The sequence below is a fragment of the Treponema parvum genome (assembly GCF_017893965.1).
GTDB classification, from domain to species: domain Bacteria; phylum Spirochaetota; class Spirochaetia; order Treponematales; family Treponemataceae; genus Treponema_D; species Treponema_D parvum.
The window spans coordinates 1,741,924-1,761,674 of the sequence record NZ_CP054142.1; the positions used below are offsets into that span (position 1 = coordinate 1,741,924).

14 protein-coding genes are annotated in these 19,751 nt (G+C 45.2%); 5 read left to right on the top strand and 9 right to left on the bottom strand.

What is annotated here, in order from left to right:
- The first annotated feature begins 96 nt into the window (after positions 1-96).
- A complete protein-coding gene (locus HRQ91_RS07665; RefSeq protein WP_210119007.1) occupies positions 97-525 on the top strand; it encodes a Fur family transcriptional regulator in 429 nt (142 codons plus the stop codon).
- A gap of 103 nt (positions 526-628) precedes the next feature.
- The gene (locus HRQ91_RS07670; RefSeq protein WP_210119008.1) at positions 629-3,400 is read left to right on the top strand and encodes an ankyrin repeat domain-containing protein; all 2,772 of its coding nucleotides are present in this window, start codon (positions 629-631) and stop codon (positions 3,398-3,400) included.
- A 19-nt stretch (positions 3,401-3,419) separates the two neighbouring features.
- Here the strand turns inward: HRQ91_RS07670 and HRQ91_RS07675 are convergent, their stop codons facing one another.
- Genes HRQ91_RS07675 through HRQ91_RS07695 form a run of 5 tightly spaced genes read right to left on the bottom strand, consistent with a single transcriptional unit; the run spans position 3,420 to position 9,743 of the window.
- Positions 3,420-3,743 carry a Trp family transcriptional regulator gene (locus HRQ91_RS07675; protein WP_210119009.1) on the bottom strand — a complete coding sequence of 108 codons (324 nt, stop codon included), beginning with the start codon at positions 3,741-3,743 and terminating at the stop codon, positions 3,420-3,422.
- Positions 3,744-3,784: 41 nt separating this feature from the next.
- Entirely contained in the window at positions 3,785-4,630 is an 846-nt protein-coding gene (locus HRQ91_RS07680; RefSeq protein WP_210119010.1) for an ATP-binding cassette domain-containing protein, read from the bottom strand.
- Positions 4,623-6,722 carry a dipeptide/oligopeptide/nickel ABC transporter permease/ATP-binding protein gene (locus tag HRQ91_RS07685; protein ID WP_210119011.1) on the bottom strand — a complete coding sequence of 700 codons (2,100 nt, stop codon included), beginning with the start codon at positions 6,720-6,722 and terminating at the stop codon, positions 4,623-4,625. Before HRQ91_RS07685 ends, HRQ91_RS07680 begins: the two co-directional genes overlap by 8 nt.
- The gene (locus HRQ91_RS07690; RefSeq protein WP_210118271.1) at positions 6,719-7,885 is read right to left on the bottom strand and encodes an ABC transporter permease; all 1,167 of its coding nucleotides are present in this window, start codon (positions 7,883-7,885) and stop codon (positions 6,719-6,721) included. Before HRQ91_RS07690 ends, HRQ91_RS07685 begins: the two co-directional genes overlap by 4 nt.
- 25 nt (positions 7,886-7,910) lie before the next feature.
- A complete protein-coding gene (locus HRQ91_RS07695; protein ID WP_210119012.1) occupies positions 7,911-9,743 on the bottom strand; it encodes an ABC transporter substrate-binding protein in 1,833 nt (610 codons plus the stop codon).
- A gap of 296 nt (positions 9,744-10,039) precedes the next feature.
- On the opposite strand from HRQ91_RS07695, the gene HRQ91_RS07700 reads away from it, so the two are divergent.
- Positions 10,040-11,293: an OmpP1/FadL family transporter gene (locus HRQ91_RS07700; protein WP_210119013.1), complete on the top strand. Its 1,254-nt coding sequence runs from the start codon at positions 10,040-10,042 to the stop codon at positions 11,291-11,293.
- Positions 11,294-11,330: 37 nt separating this feature from the next.
- Complete coding sequence (locus HRQ91_RS07705; RefSeq protein WP_210119014.1) at positions 11,331-12,380, top strand: M15 family metallopeptidase; 1,050 nt, start codon at positions 11,331-11,333, stop codon at positions 12,378-12,380.
- 101 nt (positions 12,381-12,481) lie between these two features.
- Here the strand turns inward: HRQ91_RS07705 and argS are convergent, their stop codons facing one another.
- Entirely contained in the window at positions 12,482-14,290 is a 1,809-nt protein-coding gene (gene argS, locus HRQ91_RS07710) for an arginine--tRNA ligase (protein WP_210119015.1), read from the bottom strand.
- Positions 14,291-14,512: 222 nt separating this feature from the next.
- Here argS and HRQ91_RS07715 point away from each other — a divergent pair, with 222 nt between their 5' ends.
- The gene (locus HRQ91_RS07715; protein ID WP_246473190.1) at positions 14,513-15,820 is read left to right on the top strand and encodes a glycoside hydrolase family 88/105 protein; all 1,308 of its coding nucleotides are present in this window, start codon (positions 14,513-14,515) and stop codon (positions 15,818-15,820) included.
- On the opposite strand, the gene HRQ91_RS07720 is transcribed toward HRQ91_RS07715, so the two are convergent.
- The 3 genes from HRQ91_RS07720 to yiaK all read right to left on the bottom strand — a co-directional run bounded on the left by HRQ91_RS07720 (position 15,783) and on the right by yiaK (position 19,682).
- A complete protein-coding gene (locus HRQ91_RS07720; protein WP_210119016.1) occupies positions 15,783-16,853 on the bottom strand; it encodes a purine nucleoside phosphorylase YfiH/LACC1 family protein in 1,071 nt (356 codons plus the stop codon). The genes HRQ91_RS07715 and HRQ91_RS07720 overlap by 38 nt on opposite strands.
- Positions 16,850-18,544 carry a DUF5312 family protein gene (locus tag HRQ91_RS07725; RefSeq protein WP_210119017.1) on the bottom strand — a complete coding sequence of 565 codons (1,695 nt, stop codon included), beginning with the start codon at positions 18,542-18,544 and terminating at the stop codon, positions 16,850-16,852. Before HRQ91_RS07725 ends, HRQ91_RS07720 begins: the two co-directional genes overlap by 4 nt.
- An 88-nt stretch (positions 18,545-18,632) precedes the next feature.
- Complete coding sequence (gene yiaK / locus HRQ91_RS07730) at positions 18,633-19,682, bottom strand: 3-dehydro-L-gulonate 2-dehydrogenase (protein WP_210119018.1); 1,050 nt, start codon at positions 19,680-19,682, stop codon at positions 18,633-18,635.
- Between the last annotated feature and the right edge of the window lie 69 nt (positions 19,683-19,751).

The window sequence follows — 19,751 nt, forward strand, 5'->3', positions numbered from 1 at the left end:
TGCGCTTTCTCAACTGATGTTCGCGAAAGCGCCGAAAAAACTTTTTCGGAAGTTGAAACTTCCTGCAAAAGTTTTTATGGGAGAAAGATAGTTTATATGGAAAACAATTACTTTTCCAAAATCGCAAAAAAAGGGATTAGACCTTCGGTTCAAAGAATCGCGGTCTACAAATATCTTTGCGAACACCCCGATCATCCTACCGTAGATATGGTGTATACGGCGCTTTTTCCCGATTATCCGACTCTTTCAAGAACGACGGTCTACAACACGCTGAAACTGCTTACGGAACACGGTCTTGTCCGGACAATACAGCTTGAAGAAGACAAACTGCGTTACGACGCAACTACGGTACCGCACATACATTTTAAATGCATGGAATGCGGCAAAATACAAGACATTTATGACGAAGAATTCTTAAGCAAGATTACATCAAAATGCACGGAACTTCTCCCCGAAGGTTCCGTAGCAGGAAAAATTCAAACATGCATCTGGGGACGATGCAATAAATGTGCATCTAAAAAATAACTAACTCCCTCCCGTTTTTATTCCGAAAACTAATATAAGGGTATCTCTTTCCGTGATAAAAAAAATACTTAAGGCGGAAAAGATTTACAGGGAGTCAGTTAGAATGAAAAAATATTCCGTTACACTTTTGATCTTATCCTCAGCAATATTTTTGGGGTGTCATACTACAAAAACAAGCAGACAGAGCGCGGCAGAACTTTCGGCGCAGCAACTGATAGCGGAAAAACGCATAGAAGAAGCAAAGGCTCTTTTTGACGCAAAGGCCGACATCAACAGTGCGGATGAAAACGGCAATACGGTATTGCACATCGCAGCCAAAATAAACGACGGAAATCTGATCACGTTTTTGATTTTAAAAGGCGCAGACACTACCCTTAAAAACTACAACAGCGAAACCGCTCTTCATATAGCCATAGATAACGACTGCTACGAAGCGGCGCGCACTCTGGCGTTAATAGGCAACGACATCTTCATACACGACGGGAATAACATTACGGCGCTTGAAAAGGCTCTTGCAAAAAGCGACGCGTATTACGACATAATGATAACGACCCACAGCGGAAAAATACGCGACGTATCAGGGCAATCTATAGTTCATTATTTTATTAAAACGCATAACGAAAAAGCGCTCTCTTATTGTATAAGAAAAAACATTCCTATCGACGTAAAAGACGAAAACGGCATAACTCCCCTTAGGCTTGCCCTTGAAGATTTTGATAACGATATTTCCGTCCGCAACGCGGCCGAACTTTTAAAAGCAGGCGCAGAACCCGTCAACGGAAAATATTCATATTTTGAAGACGCCGTGCTTTCAAGGAATATGAGTTTAAGAATTTCCGACGGGCAAACGCCTCTTCACGCCGCAGCTTCGCTGGGACACATGGCTATAGCGCGCTACCTTGTGGCAAACGGCGCTTCTGTAAAGGCACAGGATATTTCAGGTTCGACGCCGCTGCATTCCGCAGTCAGGAAAGGAAACACCCAGATCGCCTCATTATTGCTTTCAAACGGAGCGGATGTAAACGCGCCCGACACGCTCGGAAAAACGCCCATCCTCTTGATCATTCCGCAGGAAAAACAGCTTGAAACATATTCATTACTGATTTCAAACAAGGCGGACACAAGAAAAAAGGACACATACGGCGACACCGTTTTGCACACGGCAACCTTAATAAACGCAGATCCTGCGATTTTGTCCCTTTTGGTTGAAAATAAGGCGGACATAAACGCCAGAAACAAAGAAGGTCTTACGCCTCTTTCCACAGCGGTAAAAACGGACAGAGAAAATCACATTGAATTTTACGTAAAAAACGGAGCGGACATAAACGCCTATGACATGAACGGGAACAGCCCTCTCACGATGGCGCTTTCAAAAAACATAAGGATAATAAAAAGCCTTGTAACAAACGCAAACGTCAATTCACTAGATTCAAAGGGTAATACTCCTTTGCACACTGCGGTTCTAAAAGGTGCGCCGCTCGAAGCAGTAGCCTACATCGCTTCGATTTGCATGGACATAGACGCACGCAACGCCGATGGAAATACTGCGCTGTATCTTGCCATTGAAAAAAGACGGCGCGACATTGGCGAACTTCTTATAGGAATGAATGCCGATATCTTTGCGTCAAACACAAAAAATTATTCGCCTCTGAGACTTGCTTTTACCGAAGGCAAAGACAGCGCCGATTGGATAATAACATCAAAGACGATAACTGCCGTAGACGGAAGCAAAAACACGGCTCTTCACTATGCGGCCGAATGGGGACTTGAAGATTCGATATCCACATTAATTGAAAAAGGAGCGGACGTAAACGTAAAAAATGCGAACGGCGAAACACCGCTTATAAATGCTGTAAAAACCGACAATACGGCGGCAATCGATCTTCTTTTAGCGTACGGAAGTTTTCTTAACACCCGCGACAATTCGGGAAGCACGGCGCTGCATACGGCGGTGCGCTGGAATGCCTTTAATTCCGCAGACGATCTTATAAAAAGAGGAATAATGATAGACTCCCAGAACATGCAGGGGACAACGCCTTTGGCGGAAGCCGCGCTGTCGGGCAAAAAAGACATGGCCTTGCTTTTACTCGATAGAGGGGCGGATCCGAACGCTACCGACGCGGCAGGCAGGAGCATACTTATAAACGCCGTACGAGGACAAAACATCGAATTGATAGATATGATGCTGAGCGCGGGAGCAAATCCCGGCATTCAAGACATGGACGGACGAAACGCAAGTCACGAAGCGGTTCTTACGGGAAACGTCGAAATAATCACAAAGATACGCAATTCAGGCGGAAGCGCTTTAACGCGCGATAAAAACGGCGAAACACCGTTTTCTCTTGCCTTGAGCAAAAACGAAAACGTGATCAGAGCCGTGGCCGGTTCAAACAAGAACCTTGCGGATTCGGACGGCAACACGCTCATGCACATAGCTGTGCAAAACAGGGCAAGGGGAATAATAATTCAGACGATGATCTACGAAGGTTATCCCATAGACATAAGGAACGCCGCAGGGTATACGCCGTTGGCGCTTGCCGCAATATCGGATCAAAATTCAACGGCGGGACTGTTGCTCGAAGGAGGCGCTAATCCGTTCATTTCGTTCAACAAGAATGACGATTGCACGGTTTCCGTAGCCTTACAGAAAAAAGATTCTTCATTGCTGAACAATATCATAAAGTACGCAGGCGAAAGAGCGGACATGCAGGGCAACACCATACTGCACTATGCGGCAAAAACGGCGGACGTCGAAACCGTAAAGAAGATCCTTTCGGAGGGACTCGACCGCACCGTAAAAAACGTATCGGGAGAAACCGCCTACGACATCGCCGTAAATTGGCAGCGAAAAGAAATTGCGGAACTTTTAAAATAATTGCTAAGGAATTTATTTTTTACGGTTTTCGAGATTTTCGAGAATCGAGAAGATCGATCATTTTTAAAAAAGTGCTGCCGGGTTTACGCAATTCCCGGGAGCCCCTTGTTATCTTACAAAGCGACATGCCGAATTTTTTAGCGATCTCCCGCTGGGTGGCTCCCTTGTTTATCTCCTTTACGAGTAGCCAGCGGCTTGTCAAATCTTTAATCTCCGCGGGGGTGCAAAGGCAGATCAAAAAATCCTTTATAAACTGCGGTTCGCTACATTCCGCCAGCAAAGAGCAAAGTTCGTCGGCGCCGTCTTCAATCTGTTTTTTGTCGGAAAACGCCCCTTCTTTCATATAACCATAATATCCGTTTTCATTGTAAAAGTCCAACAATCTTACTTGTCGAGCGTGCCGTTTAAAATATCAGCCTTCCCGAGTGCGCCGCCTTTAAAAAGCAATTTCGTATATTGATGCCGGGCGTTTTTATACAGATCAGCTGCGGGTGCCTGTTCGACAATAACACCGCCGTGCATAACTCCTATCCTGTCGCAAAAATAACAGGCCACTTTAAGATCGTGCGTTATAAACAGCATGCTTAGCTTTCGCTCTCTGCGAATTTTATTGAGCAGATTTAAAATTTGCGCCTGTATTGAAACGTCCAAGGCGGAAACGACTTCGTCGCAAATCAAAAGCTCCGGATCCATGATAAGTCCACGCGCAATCGAAATACGCTGCCGTTGTCCGCCTGAAAATTCTGCGGGGCGTTTTTCCAAATCGTCGCAGGTAAGCCCTACTTCACAAATTATTTTTCTAGCCTTTTTGAGGGCGTCTTCCTCGCCTGTCCACTTGGAAGAATGGCGTAAGCCGCTGACAAGGATTTCGTAAACGCTCATCCTCGGATTGAGAGAGCGCGCCGGATCTTGAAAAACATATTTTACTTTTTCACGGTAGGATTTAAGACCTTGGCGGCTTAGCTTTGTTATATCGGTCTTATCATTTCCGTTGCAATAAAGAATTCTTCCGCTTGAAGGCCTGTACATGCCTATTAAAAGCCGCGCGCAAGTCGTCTTTCCAGAGCCTGATTCTCCCACAAGCCCGTAAGTTTCTCCGCAAAAAATATTAAAAGACACGTCGTTTACAGCGTAAACCGTCTTATCCTGCCTTGAAAAAGCGCCTTCTTCAAGGTTAAAACGTTTTGAAAGATGTTCGGCAAAAACAAGCACACCGTCGGCTCTATCCATTGTTCCCCTCCGAAGGTAAAGACGCGCTCGAATAAGTTTTAAGATCGGAAGCCGTATAATGCATACCGAACTGGGGCAAACACGACAGCAGCGCCTTCGTATAATCGTGTTCGGGATGGTTATAAATCTGCTCTGCCGTTCCGCTTTCAACTATTTTGCCGCCGTACATCACCGCAATCCTGTCTGAAATTTGAGCGACAAGTTCGATATTGTGGCTTATGAATATTATGGAAAGTCCGCGCGTTTTTCTAAGCTTAAGCAAAAGCGAAACTATCTGCGCTTGTATCGTAACGTCGAGGGCTGTTGTAGGTTCGTCCGCGATAAGAAGTTCACAGCCTTCGGCAAGCGCGAGCGCGATCCCTATACGCTGAAGCTGCCCTCCCGAAAACTGGTGCGGAAAATTCACGAGCCTTTCGCGCGGTTCTGAAATTCCCACTTCGGTCAAAAGCTGTGAAGCTTTGTCAAACGCTTCTTCTTTACCGATAGCCGGATCCACATTGCGGAGCGTTTCAAAAAACACGCCGCCGATATTCTGGAGCGGATCAAAAGAACGCCCCGGTTCCTGAAAAATAAAAGCTATTTTTTTGCCGCGGTAAGAACGGATACTTTCCGGAGGGAGTGTAACAAGATCGACTCCGTCATAAAAGATGTTCCCGCTTATAAAAGCGTTTTCAGGCAACAGGGACGGGATCGCCGAAACCGAAACGGATTTTCCGCTGCCCGATTCGCCCACTATGCCCAATATTTCGCCGCGGTAAAGTTCGTAGGATATACCCTTAACGGCTTTAACTTCCACCCTCTTTGTTCCGCGCAAAACGGAAAAAGTTACAAAAAGATCCCGCACGAAAAGAAGCGGGGCGTCCGCCGAACACAAACGAGAGACTCTCTCGGAGCGCAAAGAGTCTCTATAAGTGTCGGCGCTTTCGTTTTTACGGCTTTCATTTTCACCGCGGCTTTTGTTTTCACCTCTTTCATCCTTTTGCAGCGCGGCTTTTTTGCTTTTGCTCTTAGCAGGTCTTCTAAACGTATGAAAAACCGCATGGTAAGGATCAAAAAAATCGCGCAAAGCGTCGCCGAAAAAATTAAAAGCAAGCGTAACGACGAGCAAGAGCCATACGGGAGTCAAAAGCCACGGATAATTTTGCAGATTGTTCAGCGTAGAAATATCGCGGTTTATAAGCGAGCCCCAACTTACAGCCGGATCGCTTATGCCAAGCCCGAGATAAGAAAGGGTCGTTTCACTCATAATAAAACCCGGAACGCTTAGGGCTGCGCTTACTATCAGAAGACTTGAAATCTGCGGGATTATCTGAAAAAATATTATATTCCCTGACGGAATGCCTTCAAGTTTTGAATTGATTATGAATTCTTCACGTTTTACGGAATGTACGATGCCTCTTATAGTCCGTGCGCTTCCGGGCCAGCCCACAAGGGAAAGTATCATGGTTATCACGATATAGGAAGTTCCGCTGTCCATACGGGTATTTAAAAGCGACCGCAAAAACAGAATAAGATAGAGAGCCGGGATCAGCATAAAAAATTCCGCAAAACGCATAATACTCCAATCGGCCGCGCCCCCGTAATATCCTGCCAAACCGCCTAAAAGAATTGCAAGAAAAAGCGAAACGGCCGACGCCAAAAAACCTACGGTAAGTGAAATTCGGCTTCCGTAAACTATGCGGCTGAAAAGATCTCGCCCCAAATTGTCGGCTCCGAACAAAAACACGGGATAAAAACTTCCCGTCGCAGGATCCGTTTCGCTTCCGAACAAATGCACGTCGCATGGTATAAAACCTAAAAGCTTGTACTGCGTACCGTGTACAAAAAAATCAATTTTATGATGGAACTGTTCCCCTTTTACCCTTGCATACTGCCATGTCACAGGATCAAGTACACGGCATTCCCGCGCCGTAAGATTGAACAAAGAAAATTCCACGTTCGCCGGATGGAAGGTCGCCGCCTCAAAAGACTGAGCAGCCGGATAAGGCGCAAAAAATTCGGCAAAGATCATAACGACATACATCATGACTATGAATATCACGGAAACGAAGGCAATAGGTCTTGTCTTTAAAAATTGAAAAAATTTTTTCATGCGGCCCCCGCATATCTTATCCTGGGATCTACAAGAGCCAAAAGAATGTCTGATATTATCATTCCAGCAAGGACTAAAAACGATATGAACATGCTGTTTGCAAGCACAAGATTTATATCTTCCTGAAGAACCGCTTCGTACATGAGGCGTCCGATTCCCGGATACGCAAAGATTATTTCCAAAACAAGAGAGCCGCTGAAAAGCCCTGCGATGAGGTTTGCGCTGCCCGTTATGTACGGGTTTAACGTGTTTCTGAACGCGTGGCAAAGATATACCCTTGCCTCGCTTATTCCGCGCGCGCGCAAAGCCATTATGTAGGGCATTCCCATCTGGTCGAGCATAGTCGCACGGATCATGCGCATAGTTCCCCCTATCCCGCCTAAAAAAGAAGCGAGCAGCGGCAAAAAAACGTGATAGCCGTATGAAAACACAAATTTTCCAGGAGCCTCGGAAAACGGAAAGTCGGGATAGGCCGTAACGGGGAAAAGGCCTGAAATAGAGGCGAAAAGCTGAAGCAGGATGAGCAGTAAAATTCCCGGGAACGCGTGAAAAAAAAGCGCAAAAAATGCGGCGGCTACGTCGATCTTAGTGCCAGCCTTGCTTGAAAAATAAACGCCGAGCAAAAATGAAAATGCGGTTATAAAGACAAGGGATATCATATTGAGGATAACGGAATTTATTATCCTTGTTCTTATGAGAAATGAAACAGGAGCTCTGGATATAAGACTTATCCCAAGGTCATGGCGGACGATAACGCGCTCAAGCCATAAAAAATATTGTTCGTAAAAAGGTCTGTCCAAGCCGAGTTCTCTTCGCGTAACCGAATACTGATCTTCTTTGAACGCCGAAGGCAGCGATGTCCGAGCGCTGCCGGAAGCAGTCCCTTGTCCCGCAAGGCCGGCAGAGCCGCCCGATCCTCCCGGAGATCCTGAAGCCGCCGCCATAAGCTGCTGCGTCATAAGCTGATCTACTATATCGCCGGGAGCAAGTTCCATCAGGCCGAACATCGCAAACCCCAGAAGGAAAAGCATGGTTATCATCGTAAAAAAACGTCCGACGATAAAGGCCGAAAGCGGCATGCGCTTTTTAAATTTGCGCCAAGGGCTTATTGCGGCGCCGCACGCAAAAAACAAAATCCTCTTTATCGTTATCAGTGCTTTCATAATCGAATACTCCGCAATCTACCGCCTACCGTGCCGCATAAATATTGTCCGTTAAGGCGCCGTTTAAATTATCAAAATAAAAATTAGTCTGATCCCATTCGTTTCTTATTGCATAAAAAGCGCGGGAGCGGACAAGATATATAAGAGGACATTGTTCTAGGATTAAGGACTGATACTCGTCCCAAATTATCTTTGCCTTTTCATGGTGGAGCTCGTATTGCCCCTCGTTATACAAATAGTCTATGCGGGCTTCCCAATCCGTGGCGGGTTCCTTTTGAAGCGGATACCACAGGTGAAGGTTCCCGTCGGACGGCCAGACGTTCGATCCCTGAGACGGCCATAAATTTGCCCCCAACGCTATTATCAAAGACTGCCAATCGTACGTAGAAGTAAGCTGTTCGACGATTTTTTGAAAATCAAGCTGCCGCACATTTACTTTTACGCCTATCTTCGAACATTCGTCGCTTATGATCTGGGCAATGTCGTTATTGGTCGTTACGCCGGAAGGCACGGTAAGATCAAATTCAACCCTTATTCCGTCCGGATCATATAAATATCCGCCGTCCTTTCTAAAACCGGCTCCTTCCAACAGCTTTAACGCCTTAACAAGGTCGTATCTGTATTTCAGAACAATGTCTTCATTGTAATAAGGATTTCCTTTTGGGAAAAAAGTATACTTAGGCTCCGCGAGGCTGCGGTAGGTCTGCATTATTATGCGTTCCCGGTTTAAAGTACAGCTCATAGCCTGGCGGAATTCCTTTAGCGTAAACCATTTATAAAAAGCTTCGTTTTTATTTTTAGGATTTTGATTAAAGCTCCAAAAACCTGCGCCCAAAGATCCTTCCGCATTATAAACGGTATAATCCCTTTGATCTTCGACAAGGCTTTCAAGTTCTTCGGGACGCACGGAATGCGATTCCTGTTTTCCCTGCTTAAAAAGCAAGGACTGAGTGTTTATGTCGCCGACTATTTGGACTATGCACTTATCCTTATACGGGATCGCCGTGCCGTTTTCATCCTTATCCCAATAAAAAGGATTACGCTTATACACAAGCCGCTGTCCCGGTACGTATTCGATCAAAAACCACATGCCGCACGACGGAATAGTCTTAACATCCACGGAAGCGTTAAACATATCCTTTACAGCCTGCGCTCCGCCTTTTTTCAAAGCTTCCGCATACAAAAACGAAGGCTTAATGTCCCTGTTCGTGGCCAAAAGAGGTTCTGCTATGATACGAGGAAAATGAAACACAAACGACTTATCGTCTATCTTTTCTATAGTGATGCGCCTGGAAGCGCCGTCGCTCATAGTCATAAACTGCGAATTATATGCGGAACTGGCAAAAACAGGATCGCCTTCGATTTTATCATACCAAAAAACAATATCGTCGGAAGTTACGGGAATTTTTTGGTCCGAATCGGGGAAAGACCAAAAAAGATCGCCGCGCAGAGTATATTTTACGTCGAGGGTTTGAGCCGCTTCATCCGTAATAATTTCAAAAGAGGCGGCCTTCGCCTTCCATTGTCTTAAAACAAAATCGTAATCTACAAGAGAAGTCGTCATCATTGACACAATGGATGCGGTGGAATTGTCACGCTCGGCGATCAGTTGATTAAAGCTCTTAGGATCCGAAATAATCGAAGCGTTCCAGTCGCCGCCGATTTTTCCCGGAACGAATTTTTCACCGCGCCAGGGTTTGCTTTTTGTTTTGGATATCACAGCGGAATTTCCGACTGCGCGCGCGCTTTCAATTTCTTCAAGCGTCATTTCGGGTATTTTTTTTGAACATCCCGAAAACACGGCAAAGGCGGCGATAAGCAAGAATAGCTTGGGTACTCCGGCGGAAAAAACTTTCATTTACGCTATTGTGTCATAAGCCCTTTTTAACGTCAATAACGCTTGTTTTCACACGCGCCGCTGTTTCAGGCTCGGGCACAGACTCGGCTGCAGACTCTCCCGCGAGCACTTAATCCGCAGCCCGTACAGTGCCGCCGCGCAATCGCTGTGTGCTGCGAGCGTTTCGCCAGCCGCGTCGTCGCCGCGTTGTCAATTCATTTAAATAATGCTATTATCAGAAAGATTTAAAATCGCGCGCACGGCCCACAAACGTACGGCTTTGAGCACGATAAAAACTTATAATTTCGGAGAAAATCATGAAAAAACTTATTGCGATCATAGGCGCGTCGTTTTTTTTCGCGTCGCTCTTTGCCGGCGGCATAGACAATAAAACAAACCTCAATTCCGGCTACCTTCGTAACCCCAGCCGCCTTACGGAGACAAAGCGTCCTGAAGCAGTCCTTTACAACATAGCAGGTACAGGCTTTATGGAAGAAGGTTTATACATGGGAATAGGCAATCAGTTCATCTTTAAAAAATACACAAACGAACTGAAAGCTACCGGAAAAGAATACAGCGACAACAAAAACGTTTTCTTTTTTCCCGATTTGGAAATCGTCTATAAAAAAGACAATTGGGCAGCCTTTTTCGGTTTCGGAGTTTTTGCGGGAGGAGGCTCTTTGGATTATTCCGACGGCAACGGTGCGATAGCGGGATTATTTGCCAAAACGGCAGCCGCTTACTCTGCCGTCCCCGCTATGGCAGCCGCTTTCGCAGGTGCGGCCACGAATCACAGTCTAAAAGTATATTCCGCCACAATGGGTGAAATACTGGGCGCGTCTTACGTGGTCAACGACATGGTAAGTTTGTCATTAGCCGCAAGATTTTTACACGGAAATCAAAACATATCTTTAAAGGCTCCCGCCCTCGCCGCCTTTAACGGTGGAAAAGAGTTGGCCTACGACGCTTCGGGTTACGGGCTTGGCGGGATTATCGGTATAAATGTAATCCCGATGGAAAATCTTTATTTAGGATTGCAATATCAGACCGTAACAAAGCTCGATTACAAATACAAATCAATAACGGGAAGCTTAACGCCGAATATTTTAAAGGCTCAAGAGGGCGATTCCTTTGACAATGATCTTCCCGCAGTGCTGGGACTGGGCGCAGGCTATAACGTTTTGGACAATCTCTACGTGAGTTTAAGCTTTAACTACTACTTTAACAAACAGGCGGACTTGGAAAATCCTCTCGGAAGAACATCGCTTGACTATGACGATTCATGGGAAGTGGGACTCGGCGCAGATTATCAGTTCAATGAAAAACTCGGCTTTTCCGCAGGGCTCATGTACAGCAACCAAGGTTCCAAAAGCGACGTAAACAGCGCCTTCAGCCCTGTCCTTGACAGCATAGTTATGGGATGCGGCGTCGAATACAAGGTGATCAAAAATCTCATGCTCACGGGATCATTCATGTACAGCAATTACTTTGAAAAAGAATACGCAAATTCTCTGGATTTGAATAAAGACATATTCTTAACCGCTATCAGCGTAACGTACAGACCTTTATAAACCGCCTTACAAACTAGGTATCCGATGCCCGATAAAAATGAAAACTGCGTCGGATACTTTAGCATCGACTATGTGTAAACCTCCGGGAACAATGAAGCCGTTTGCCGCATATTTTATTTTCATCCTTGTCGCATCTATGTCGCGGCTTTATTCAATGCCCGTTTTTGACAAAACGGACATAAACGGACAAAAAACACAGGCTTTACAAGAAAAATTATCGGGACAAAACAAGGCGACTCTTTCTTCGCATAATAAAAAAACGCAATCCTTACCTGACGGACTTGAAATCTTCATGGATGCATATCCCGACATATCATTTACGGCGGAATATGACGACGATCTTTCCGATTGGAAAATAACGCTTAAAATTCCAGAAAATCAGACAATGTCTACGGCGGAATTTTATTGGGCAGACGGAAGTTTTCTACCGCGCGAACACTTGGGCGACAAGCAAAAACATTGGACTCTTTTATATAATTACGCAAAAGAATTAAAAGATCCTTCAACCTACACTCAAGAAGAAATCGAGCGAATCAGACTTTTCAGTTCGGCCGACAATCGGCAAAACGGTTCCGGCACTCCGCAGTATTTTTTCGACGCCGTCTACGATTGTAAAACAAGGGGAGCTGTCGAAAGGCATATTAAAAAAACTTCTTTTTTGGGAAAAATTTTAAACGTTCACGAAAAGATCATCCCTGTCCTTAAAAAAATCGAATCCGAGATAAACGAAGCGTCCCAAACCGACAACGCGGTACAGGCCTTTATCGACGATCTTTATCAGGCGGACGGGTATTTATGGCGGAACATACGCGATTCAAACAGAAAATCCTTTCACGCGATGGGGCTTGCGGTGGACGTGCTTCCCAAGCGGTGGGGACACAAAATAATATATTGGAACTGGCAGGCTCAACATGATCCGCAAAATTGGATGTTGACTCCGCTTTCAGAACGCTGGATGCCGCCCGACGGTGTCATAAAAATTTTTGAAGACAACGGCTTTATATGGGGCGGCAAATGGCCTATCTGGGACAACATGCACTTTGAATATCGCCCTGAATTGATACTGTATCAGCGGTCAAAAAAATAAAAACCTTAAATCACCTTAGACGGCGTTAGGGGCGGCGCAGGTAAGAATCAACCGAAGAGGTTTATGTCGGGACACGCGGCACATAATTAGCGGATCCGTTTTTACATTTTATCAAGGTACGGGATGAGGACGAGTTCCATAGCGTTTTTAAGAACCGTGAGCGTACATTTTGCAAGCAGCAGGCGCGCTCTTTGCAGAACTTCCGTCTCGGCGCCCAGTATCGGACAAGACTGATAAAATTTCCCGAATAACTTGCTTATGTCGTACAAATATGTCGCCATGAGGCTCGGATCCAGATTGTTCGCAGCCTTTAAAACCGTCGAAGGAAAGGCGCCCAAGGACTTTACAAGATCCCATTCGGCTTTCGAAGTAAGACATTCGGAGGCGGCTTCGGTTTCTGACGGCAAGATATTCGATTCTTGAGCTTTACGCAGTATGGAAGCTATGCGGGCGCCCATGTATTGCAGATAAGGTCCGGTATTACCGTTAAAAGAGAGGGACTCTTCAGGATTAAAAAGCATATCTTTAACCGGCGTAATCTGCAAAAGATAATAGTTAAGAGCGGCAAGCGCAACTTTTTCGGCAACATCGTCCACATCGTCCAATTCATCTTCACGTCCCTTCGTTTTTATCTCTTCAACAGCGTCGGCGTGAAGCTGATCTATAAGATCGTCGGCGTCAACGACGGTTCCTTCCCGACTTTTCATGCGTCCCGAAGGAAGATTTACCAAGCCGTAACTTAAATGATACAATTTATCCGCCCATTCGTAACCGAGTTTTTTCAATATATAAAAAAGCACTTTAAAATGATGAATCTGTTCGGAAGCGACGACATAAACAAGCTGATTGAACGGCCAGTCGTCGTGGCGGAAAATTGCGGTTCCTATGTCTTGCGTCATGTATAAAGACGTTCCGTCCTTCCTCAGTAATACCTTATTTTTGTCCATGCCTAAGGGTTTTAGGTCGACCCAAACGGAACCGTCTTCTTCTTTATAGAAAATGCCCTTTTCAAGTCCTTCAAGAATTTCTTTTTTCCCTTTAAGATAAGTTTCGCTTTCATAATAAAGTTTATCAAACGAAACCCCCGTACGATCGTAAGTGGTCTTAATCCCTTCAATAGCCCAATCGTTCATCCTTTCCCAAATTCCGTGAATGTTTTTATCGCCGCTTTCCCAAGCTAAAAGCATGGACTCGGCCTGTTTATTTGCTTCAGGATGTTCTTTGGAATATTTATCGAATTCTACATAGCACTGCCCGACAAAGTGATCGCTTTTCATACCCATAGTTTCGGGCGTTTCTCCCTTGGGTTCATGGAAGAGCTTGTATGCAAGCATAGATTTGCATATGTGTATACCGCGATTGTTTATTATGTTGACTTTAAATACTTCTGCTCCGGCCTTTTTAAGAATACGGCTTACGCTTTCTCCCAGAGCATCGTTACGCATGTGCCCTAAGTGAAGCGGTTTGTTTGTGTTCGGGCTTGAATACTCAACCATGACGCGGCGTCCCGCCAAAGGTTTTTTACCTTCTTCGTCAAAAGAACCGTAACCGCTTCCTTCGGAATATATGCGGTTCAATATTGTCTTTATCGCCGAAACTTTATTCAGTTTTATATTTACGTACGGACCTTCGGCAACAAATTCCCCTATTGAACAAGAGTCTATTCCGGCCAAGTTTTTATTTTCCGAAATAATTTTTACCACATTTTGCGCAATAACGGGAGGAGCCGTCCGCAAGACTTTTGCAAAAATGAACATGGGGCTTCCAAGGTCGCCCATATCAGGATCGGGAGGATTTTCAAGCTGTATAGAAGCGGCGTCTATTTCATCCCCGGAAATTCCTTTTGAAGTTTTAAACATATTCAGCGCCGCGCATATTAAAATACGGCTGTCGTTTTTTATATTGGACATGATTTTTCTCCAAATCCTTTTTTTTACAAGTTTTATGCGGAAAAAGCGAAGCGTTTCAAACTATAATGAAAACGCAAAAGCGGCGGGCAAGAGCCGCAAGCGCCCGCAGGATTTTCAAAGTATAGCAAATATGAAGATTATTTGCAAAACGTAGCATGCCCACACCGTTCGCTGCGCTCATTTACAAGTTTCGTGGCAGACTTACACGAGGGAAAGTTTAGAATGGATTTTAAAATTATTGATTCATATATCGACGGTCTGATCGATAATTCTACGATAGAAATTCCCGCATGGAATATCGAAAAGGCACGCGCCGGTAAAATGTCCGGGTGGGACTACATAGACGGCTGCATGATTATGGCAATCCTCGAGCTTTATGCCGTCACCGGCAAAAAAAAATACTTTGAATTTGCTGAAAAATATGAAAACGCCCGCATACACGAAGACGGGACTATAGACGGCTACAAAAAAGAAGATTACAACCTCGACGATATAAACGGCGGAAAAAATCTCATAACGCTTTATAAACTCACCGGAAAAGAAAAATACGCAAGGGCCGCCGCAAAATTGTTTGATCAACTCGTCTCTCATCCCAGAACCGCCGAAGGCAATTTTTGGCATAAAAAGATTTATCCGAACCAGGTATGGCTTGACGGACTTTATATGGCCTTGCCTTTTTTAATGGAGTACGAAGCGGAATTCGAATATAACGAAGATGCGGTGCGCGATATTTACGGGCAGTTTTTTTCTGCGGATAAAAAAATGCGGGATAAAAAAACCGGCCTTTATTACCACGCTTATGACAGCTCAAAATCCGCTTTTTGGGCCGATAAAAAAACCGGGCTTTCCGAACATTTTTGGCTTCGCTCGCTAGGCTGGTATTCGATGGCGATGTTGGACACGCTGAATAAGAGCGCTAAAAAAAACACGAAAGATTGGTTAAAACTGAAAAAGAATTTCTCTCGATTTATGGCTTCAATGCTAAAATATCAGGATAAAAGCGGCATGTGGTATCAAATTCCAAACCTGCCCGACAGAAGTCCCAACTATCTTGAAACAAGCGGAAGCGCGATAATCGCATATTCGCTTTTAAAGGGAGTGCGTACAAAGATTTTGGAAGACAATGTGAGCGACGGCGGTAGATCCGACGGCATCGATGACTTCGGCAACCGCGGCGGCTTCGGTCCTGGCGACGATTTCTACGGCTACGACGACTTCGGCGGCAATTTCAATTTCGGCTCCGGCTTTGCCGAGCAATGCCGCAGAGCCGGAGAAAAAGCGTTCGAGAGAATATGCAATAATTATCTTATAAATGAAGACGGAAAGATAAGTTTGGGCGGCATATGCCTTTCTGCAGGACTTGGCCCGCAAAACAATTTAAGGCGGAACGGTTCGTTCGAATACTATATGTCAGAGCCGATTGTAAAAGACGACGCAAAGGGATCGGGCCCTTTTATTCTGGCTTATAGCGAATACATGTCAATTAATAAAGTCAAGCAAGGTGGCCGCAAAATGCAGCCTGCACCGTAAAATATTTCCAACGTTCGTCCATAGGAAGATCAGGATCAAGACGTGAAGTTTCGCGTCTGAAAGAGCCGAAAACATATTCAGGAGCCACGCGCGAATTGCAGTTTTGCCCGCGCGCTTCGATCGATTCGCGCAATCCGCTAGGTTCATCGACTCGGCCGTTGTCGCATTCTTCGGTCAATACGGAACAACACGTGCAGTCCGTGCATAGCGCAATATTGCAGGCCGGAACTCCGCATTTTTGCAAAATATTTAAATTGGCCTTTTCAAGCGAAAGGCGAAACATTTTTTTGCCGCTAAAATTTTCGCGCGCGCTCGGCGCGCCGCAATTTAAAGTTCCGTTGCAATTTAAAGTTCCGGCGGCTTCAACACAATCGGGCGTAAAATTTTCAGCAAAATAATTTGCACGTTCCTCGTCTACGATATAACAGCAAGAACGTATGTGAGGGCCTAAAACGGCGCACACGTCTTCCGCCCTAGTCCCAAATTCTTCTTCGGCTTTTTGAAGCGCGGTTTTTATAATTCCCGTGCCCTTCCATCCCGAATGCAAGACGCCGAAAACGCCGTTTCGCCTGTCGTACAAAAAAACCGGCACGCAATCGGCGACGGTCACGGACGGCAAAAGCGCCTTGTTTTTCGTGAGCATTCCGTCGGCTTGTCTGCCCTGAGTTTCTTTTCCGCTTCCAAGTATGATAACGTCGCGGGAGTGGACGAGTTCCAGCGGAACAGGGATCGGCAAAAAATTTTCGGTGCGCCCCTTCGGCACATATAGCATCTCCGGAATATCCGCCGTTTCCGACGTGCCGCCCTCAGTTTTCTCCGCTCCCCCGCGGCAAAGGTTCTCTTTACCGCAAAGCGATGAAAAAAACAAATCTCTGTTTTTATTTTTTTCATTCCATCTAAAACGCATGGAACCGGCTCTTAGCAAGCTCATCCCGCACACGGGATAACTGCCGCCTGAAAGCTCTTTTCCGCCACAGATAAAGTGGAACACCGCATAATCTCCGACTGAAGCACAAAGAGAAAATTTTTTCATGCTTCCGCGCTTTCCAATTCCAAAAGCTCAATTCCGCAGAGCAATTCAAGAAGATCCGTCAAAGTCGTAAACAGTTTTTTCAATTCGGCAATATAGCTTTGGTTTCTTTGTCCGCAGATAGTGTTCAAATTTCTGATCGGGCACGGCTCCTTATTTTCCGACACGCCTAAAATACTCTGCAATATGGAAATCAAAGCGCGGATCGCATTGCCCAAATGCATTTTCATGTCTTTTATATTTTGGGCGAAACCTGCCATAACGAAATCGATCTTTTTTTGGGTTTTGATCGTTCTCAAGTGTTCTTTTGCAAACATGTCGAACAACAAACCGATCTCTCCGTCCTTTCTTAAATTCCTATTAAAATTCTTCATGGAAGAATCCACGGTCACAAGATCGCTTATGGCGCCGGTAAGCAATTCCTTGCTGTTTTTCTGAGTAAAATCTCCTTCCAACTGCAAAACTTTAAGGATCCGTATGTTTTCGGAAAAGAAATTTTCCAAATACCAGTTTATAAAGCCTCCGGTAATCTCATATCTGAACCGGATACCGTCCCCCACTTCAGTCCAAGGCCTGGACGGCATGAGAGGAAAAGAATTCAAAGAGAATTTAGTTTTTAATAGGAAAAGCTGTTCTTCCTTTTTGCATTCGAAAAGCCATTTTTCCCAGCGCGCGTCAAAGCGTTTTTTCCACTCGTTTTTGAACTTTATGAACCAGTCTTCGGCGCCGCCGAAAGGATCGGGGCGCCAGGCATAATCCGAAAACACGATCTTAGCTATGGAAATCACGGGAACCGAAACTATAAAAAAATGAAGCACAGAAAGATGCTTCCCAGCCACGTGTAAAAATTCGTCAAGTTTAGCGTCGTTCTTGTTCTTAGAGGAAAAAAGAAACAGCGCCTCAAGAGTCTCTCCGTTGATCGATTTTCCGTATGACAAAACTCTTACAAATTCGGAAAAACTGTTTCCCAGTTTTTCAAAGGAACAAATATAATTGTCGGAAACTATATTTGAAAATGCAGTTAAAAATTTGTCAAACGGCAAAGAAGAAAATTGTCTAAGCCACTCTATGCATAAAACCGATCTATACATTACATTACGGGAAACGGCGGGTATGTTTTTCAAAATTTCATCGATGCGCCTGATCAGGGCGGAACGATATCCTTCGGGAACCTTAGCCGTAGGCGGCGTTGAAAAAGGATCGGCTTCTTCGTTTATCTGCGACGTTATTTCAGGAAGGATGAACGAACCTAAAAAAACATAAAACGCGCCTAGGTTTTCCTGCATAGGGTTCAAATACGTCTTAAAAAAATCCGCACAGTCTTTAAGCTGTCTCAAATAATTATAAGATATCGTCGTAAGGTTACGGCGGTCAAAATCGATCAATCCAGGAGCCGCCTGAGAAATTTCCGAAGCAAGCCTTGAAATTCTGTCCTTTTCGTAAAGTTTTTCCACAGGGACGCTTTTTAAAACCGAACGCAGCCAGAGCAAGACCTTGTAAAGAAAAAATTCTTCTTTAATTTCTTCGGACAAGGGAATTTCCAAATCGGCGTCTTTTCTGAACGGACTTTCGAGCGTCTGTCCTGCAAGATTTTCCGAAATCTGTTTGATCTTTTCAAGCAGGATAACGCGTTCTTCAACGCTTATCCCCGAAACAAGATGTGTAAAAGTGTTTTCAGATTTATCTTTAGACATAATAAGAGTTTATAGTATAAAGCGCCTGAACTACAATAGGATCCTTCAAAAAAAATAAAATCTTCGGCCATGCAGCGGCACAAGCGGTTTAAGAGCTTGCGATGTCCTTTGCGTCGGTGTTTCCGCGGGCAATTCCTTCGACGTACGCCCAAACTTTTTCATCAACGGCAACACCTTCTTTCATACTTTTAGCTCTTACGGCGAGAGTTCTTTCACCGGGATAACAAACGCGATCTACGCCCTTTGCAGGATGACTGGCGTTTACAGCCGCGATTCGCCTGTCCATGATCGCTTGTATTTCGTTTTCTTCACCGAACAGATAAGGATCGTAAGCTATGAATATCTGGCAGCAGCCGTAGCAGCTTCCGCCGTTTTTAGCGTCCATGTCTATTCCCGACCGGCCGTTGGCCATCACCGCTGCGGCCAAGTCCAAGGCCAAAGACAATCCGCTTCCCTTCCAGTAACCTATGGGAAGAGCGAGCATGGACTGTTCGATGGCTCCGGGATCCGTCGTTAAATTTCCGTCCTTGTCGTATCCGCCGGGAAACGGAAGCTGCTTTCCGGCAAGCCGGTAAACGCCCAATTTTCCGTATGCATACTGACTCATTGCCATATCGAGTATCACAGGGCCTTTTTTTCGCGGAATGGCAATGCAAAACGGATTGTTTCCGACTCCGACTTCGTCGCTGCCCCACAAGGGCATACAGCTTTCGGTATTTATCCATGAAAATCCGACAAAACCTTTTTCGGCGATACGCCACGCATAGGTTCCTCCGCGCATCCAGTGAGTTGTGTTTTTAAGAGCTACGCAGCCTATGCCGTGCGTCTTTGCAAGCTCGACTGCGCGGTCGGAGCAAAAAAGGGCGTTCGTTATGCCTATTCCAAGCCGGCCGTCGTAATTTTCAACAGCGCCTTTTCCGCCTAAAAGTTCAGGCGATCCTTTAAGATTTACCCAGCCCTTGTTTATGTATTCTACGAATCGGGGAACGCGATTTAAACCGTGGCTTTCTACTCCGTCTGCGCTGGATTCCGAATGTATCGTAGAACAGATTTCCGCCTGTTCTTCGGTAAGCCCTGCGTTTAAAAGGGCTTGTTTTATCGTCTTTTTAAGCGTTTCAAAAGGAACTCTTTTACTCATCTTCTCCTCCCCTGTTGAGCTATTACACATTAAAAGTTAATATAGATCTTATATCGAAATCCTTTCTTT

Coding starts and splice junctions, on each gene's coding strand:
- HRQ91_RS07665 (WP_210119007.1), top strand. CDS start 97: ATGGAAAACAATTACTTTTCCAAAATCGCAAAAAAAGGGATTAGACCT.
- HRQ91_RS07670 (WP_210119008.1), top strand. CDS start 629: ATGAAAAAATATTCCGTTACACTTTTGATCTTATCCTCAGCAATATTT.
- HRQ91_RS07675 (WP_210119009.1), bottom strand. CDS start 3,743: ATGAAAGAAGGGGCGTTTTCCGACAAAAAACAGATTGAAGACGGCGCC.
- HRQ91_RS07680 (WP_210119010.1), bottom strand. CDS start 4,630: ATGGATAGAGCCGACGGTGTGCTTGTTTTTGCCGAACATCTTTCAAAA.
- HRQ91_RS07685 (WP_210119011.1), bottom strand. CDS start 6,722: ATGAAAAAATTTTTTCAATTTTTAAAGACAAGACCTATTGCCTTCGTT.
- HRQ91_RS07690 (WP_210118271.1), bottom strand. CDS start 7,885: ATGAAAGCACTGATAACGATAAAGAGGATTTTGTTTTTTGCGTGCGGC.
- HRQ91_RS07695 (WP_210119012.1), bottom strand. CDS start 9,743: ATGAAAGTTTTTTCCGCCGGAGTACCCAAGCTATTCTTGCTTATCGCC.
- HRQ91_RS07700 (WP_210119013.1), top strand. CDS start 10,040: ATGAAAAAACTTATTGCGATCATAGGCGCGTCGTTTTTTTTCGCGTCG.
- HRQ91_RS07705 (WP_210119014.1), top strand. CDS start 11,331: ATGAAAACTGCGTCGGATACTTTAGCATCGACTATGTGTAAACCTCCG.
- argS (WP_210119015.1), bottom strand. CDS start 14,290: ATGTCCAATATAAAAAACGACAGCCGTATTTTAATATGCGCGGCGCTG.
- HRQ91_RS07715 (WP_246473190.1), top strand. CDS start 14,513: ATGGATTTTAAAATTATTGATTCATATATCGACGGTCTGATCGATAAT.
- HRQ91_RS07720 (WP_210119016.1), bottom strand. CDS start 16,853: ATGAAAAAATTTTCTCTTTGTGCTTCAGTCGGAGATTATGCGGTGTTC.
- HRQ91_RS07725 (WP_210119017.1), bottom strand. CDS start 18,544: ATGTCTAAAGATAAATCTGAAAACACTTTTACACATCTTGTTTCGGGG.
- yiaK (WP_210119018.1), bottom strand. CDS start 19,682: ATGAGTAAAAGAGTTCCTTTTGAAACGCTTAAAAAGACGATAAAACAA.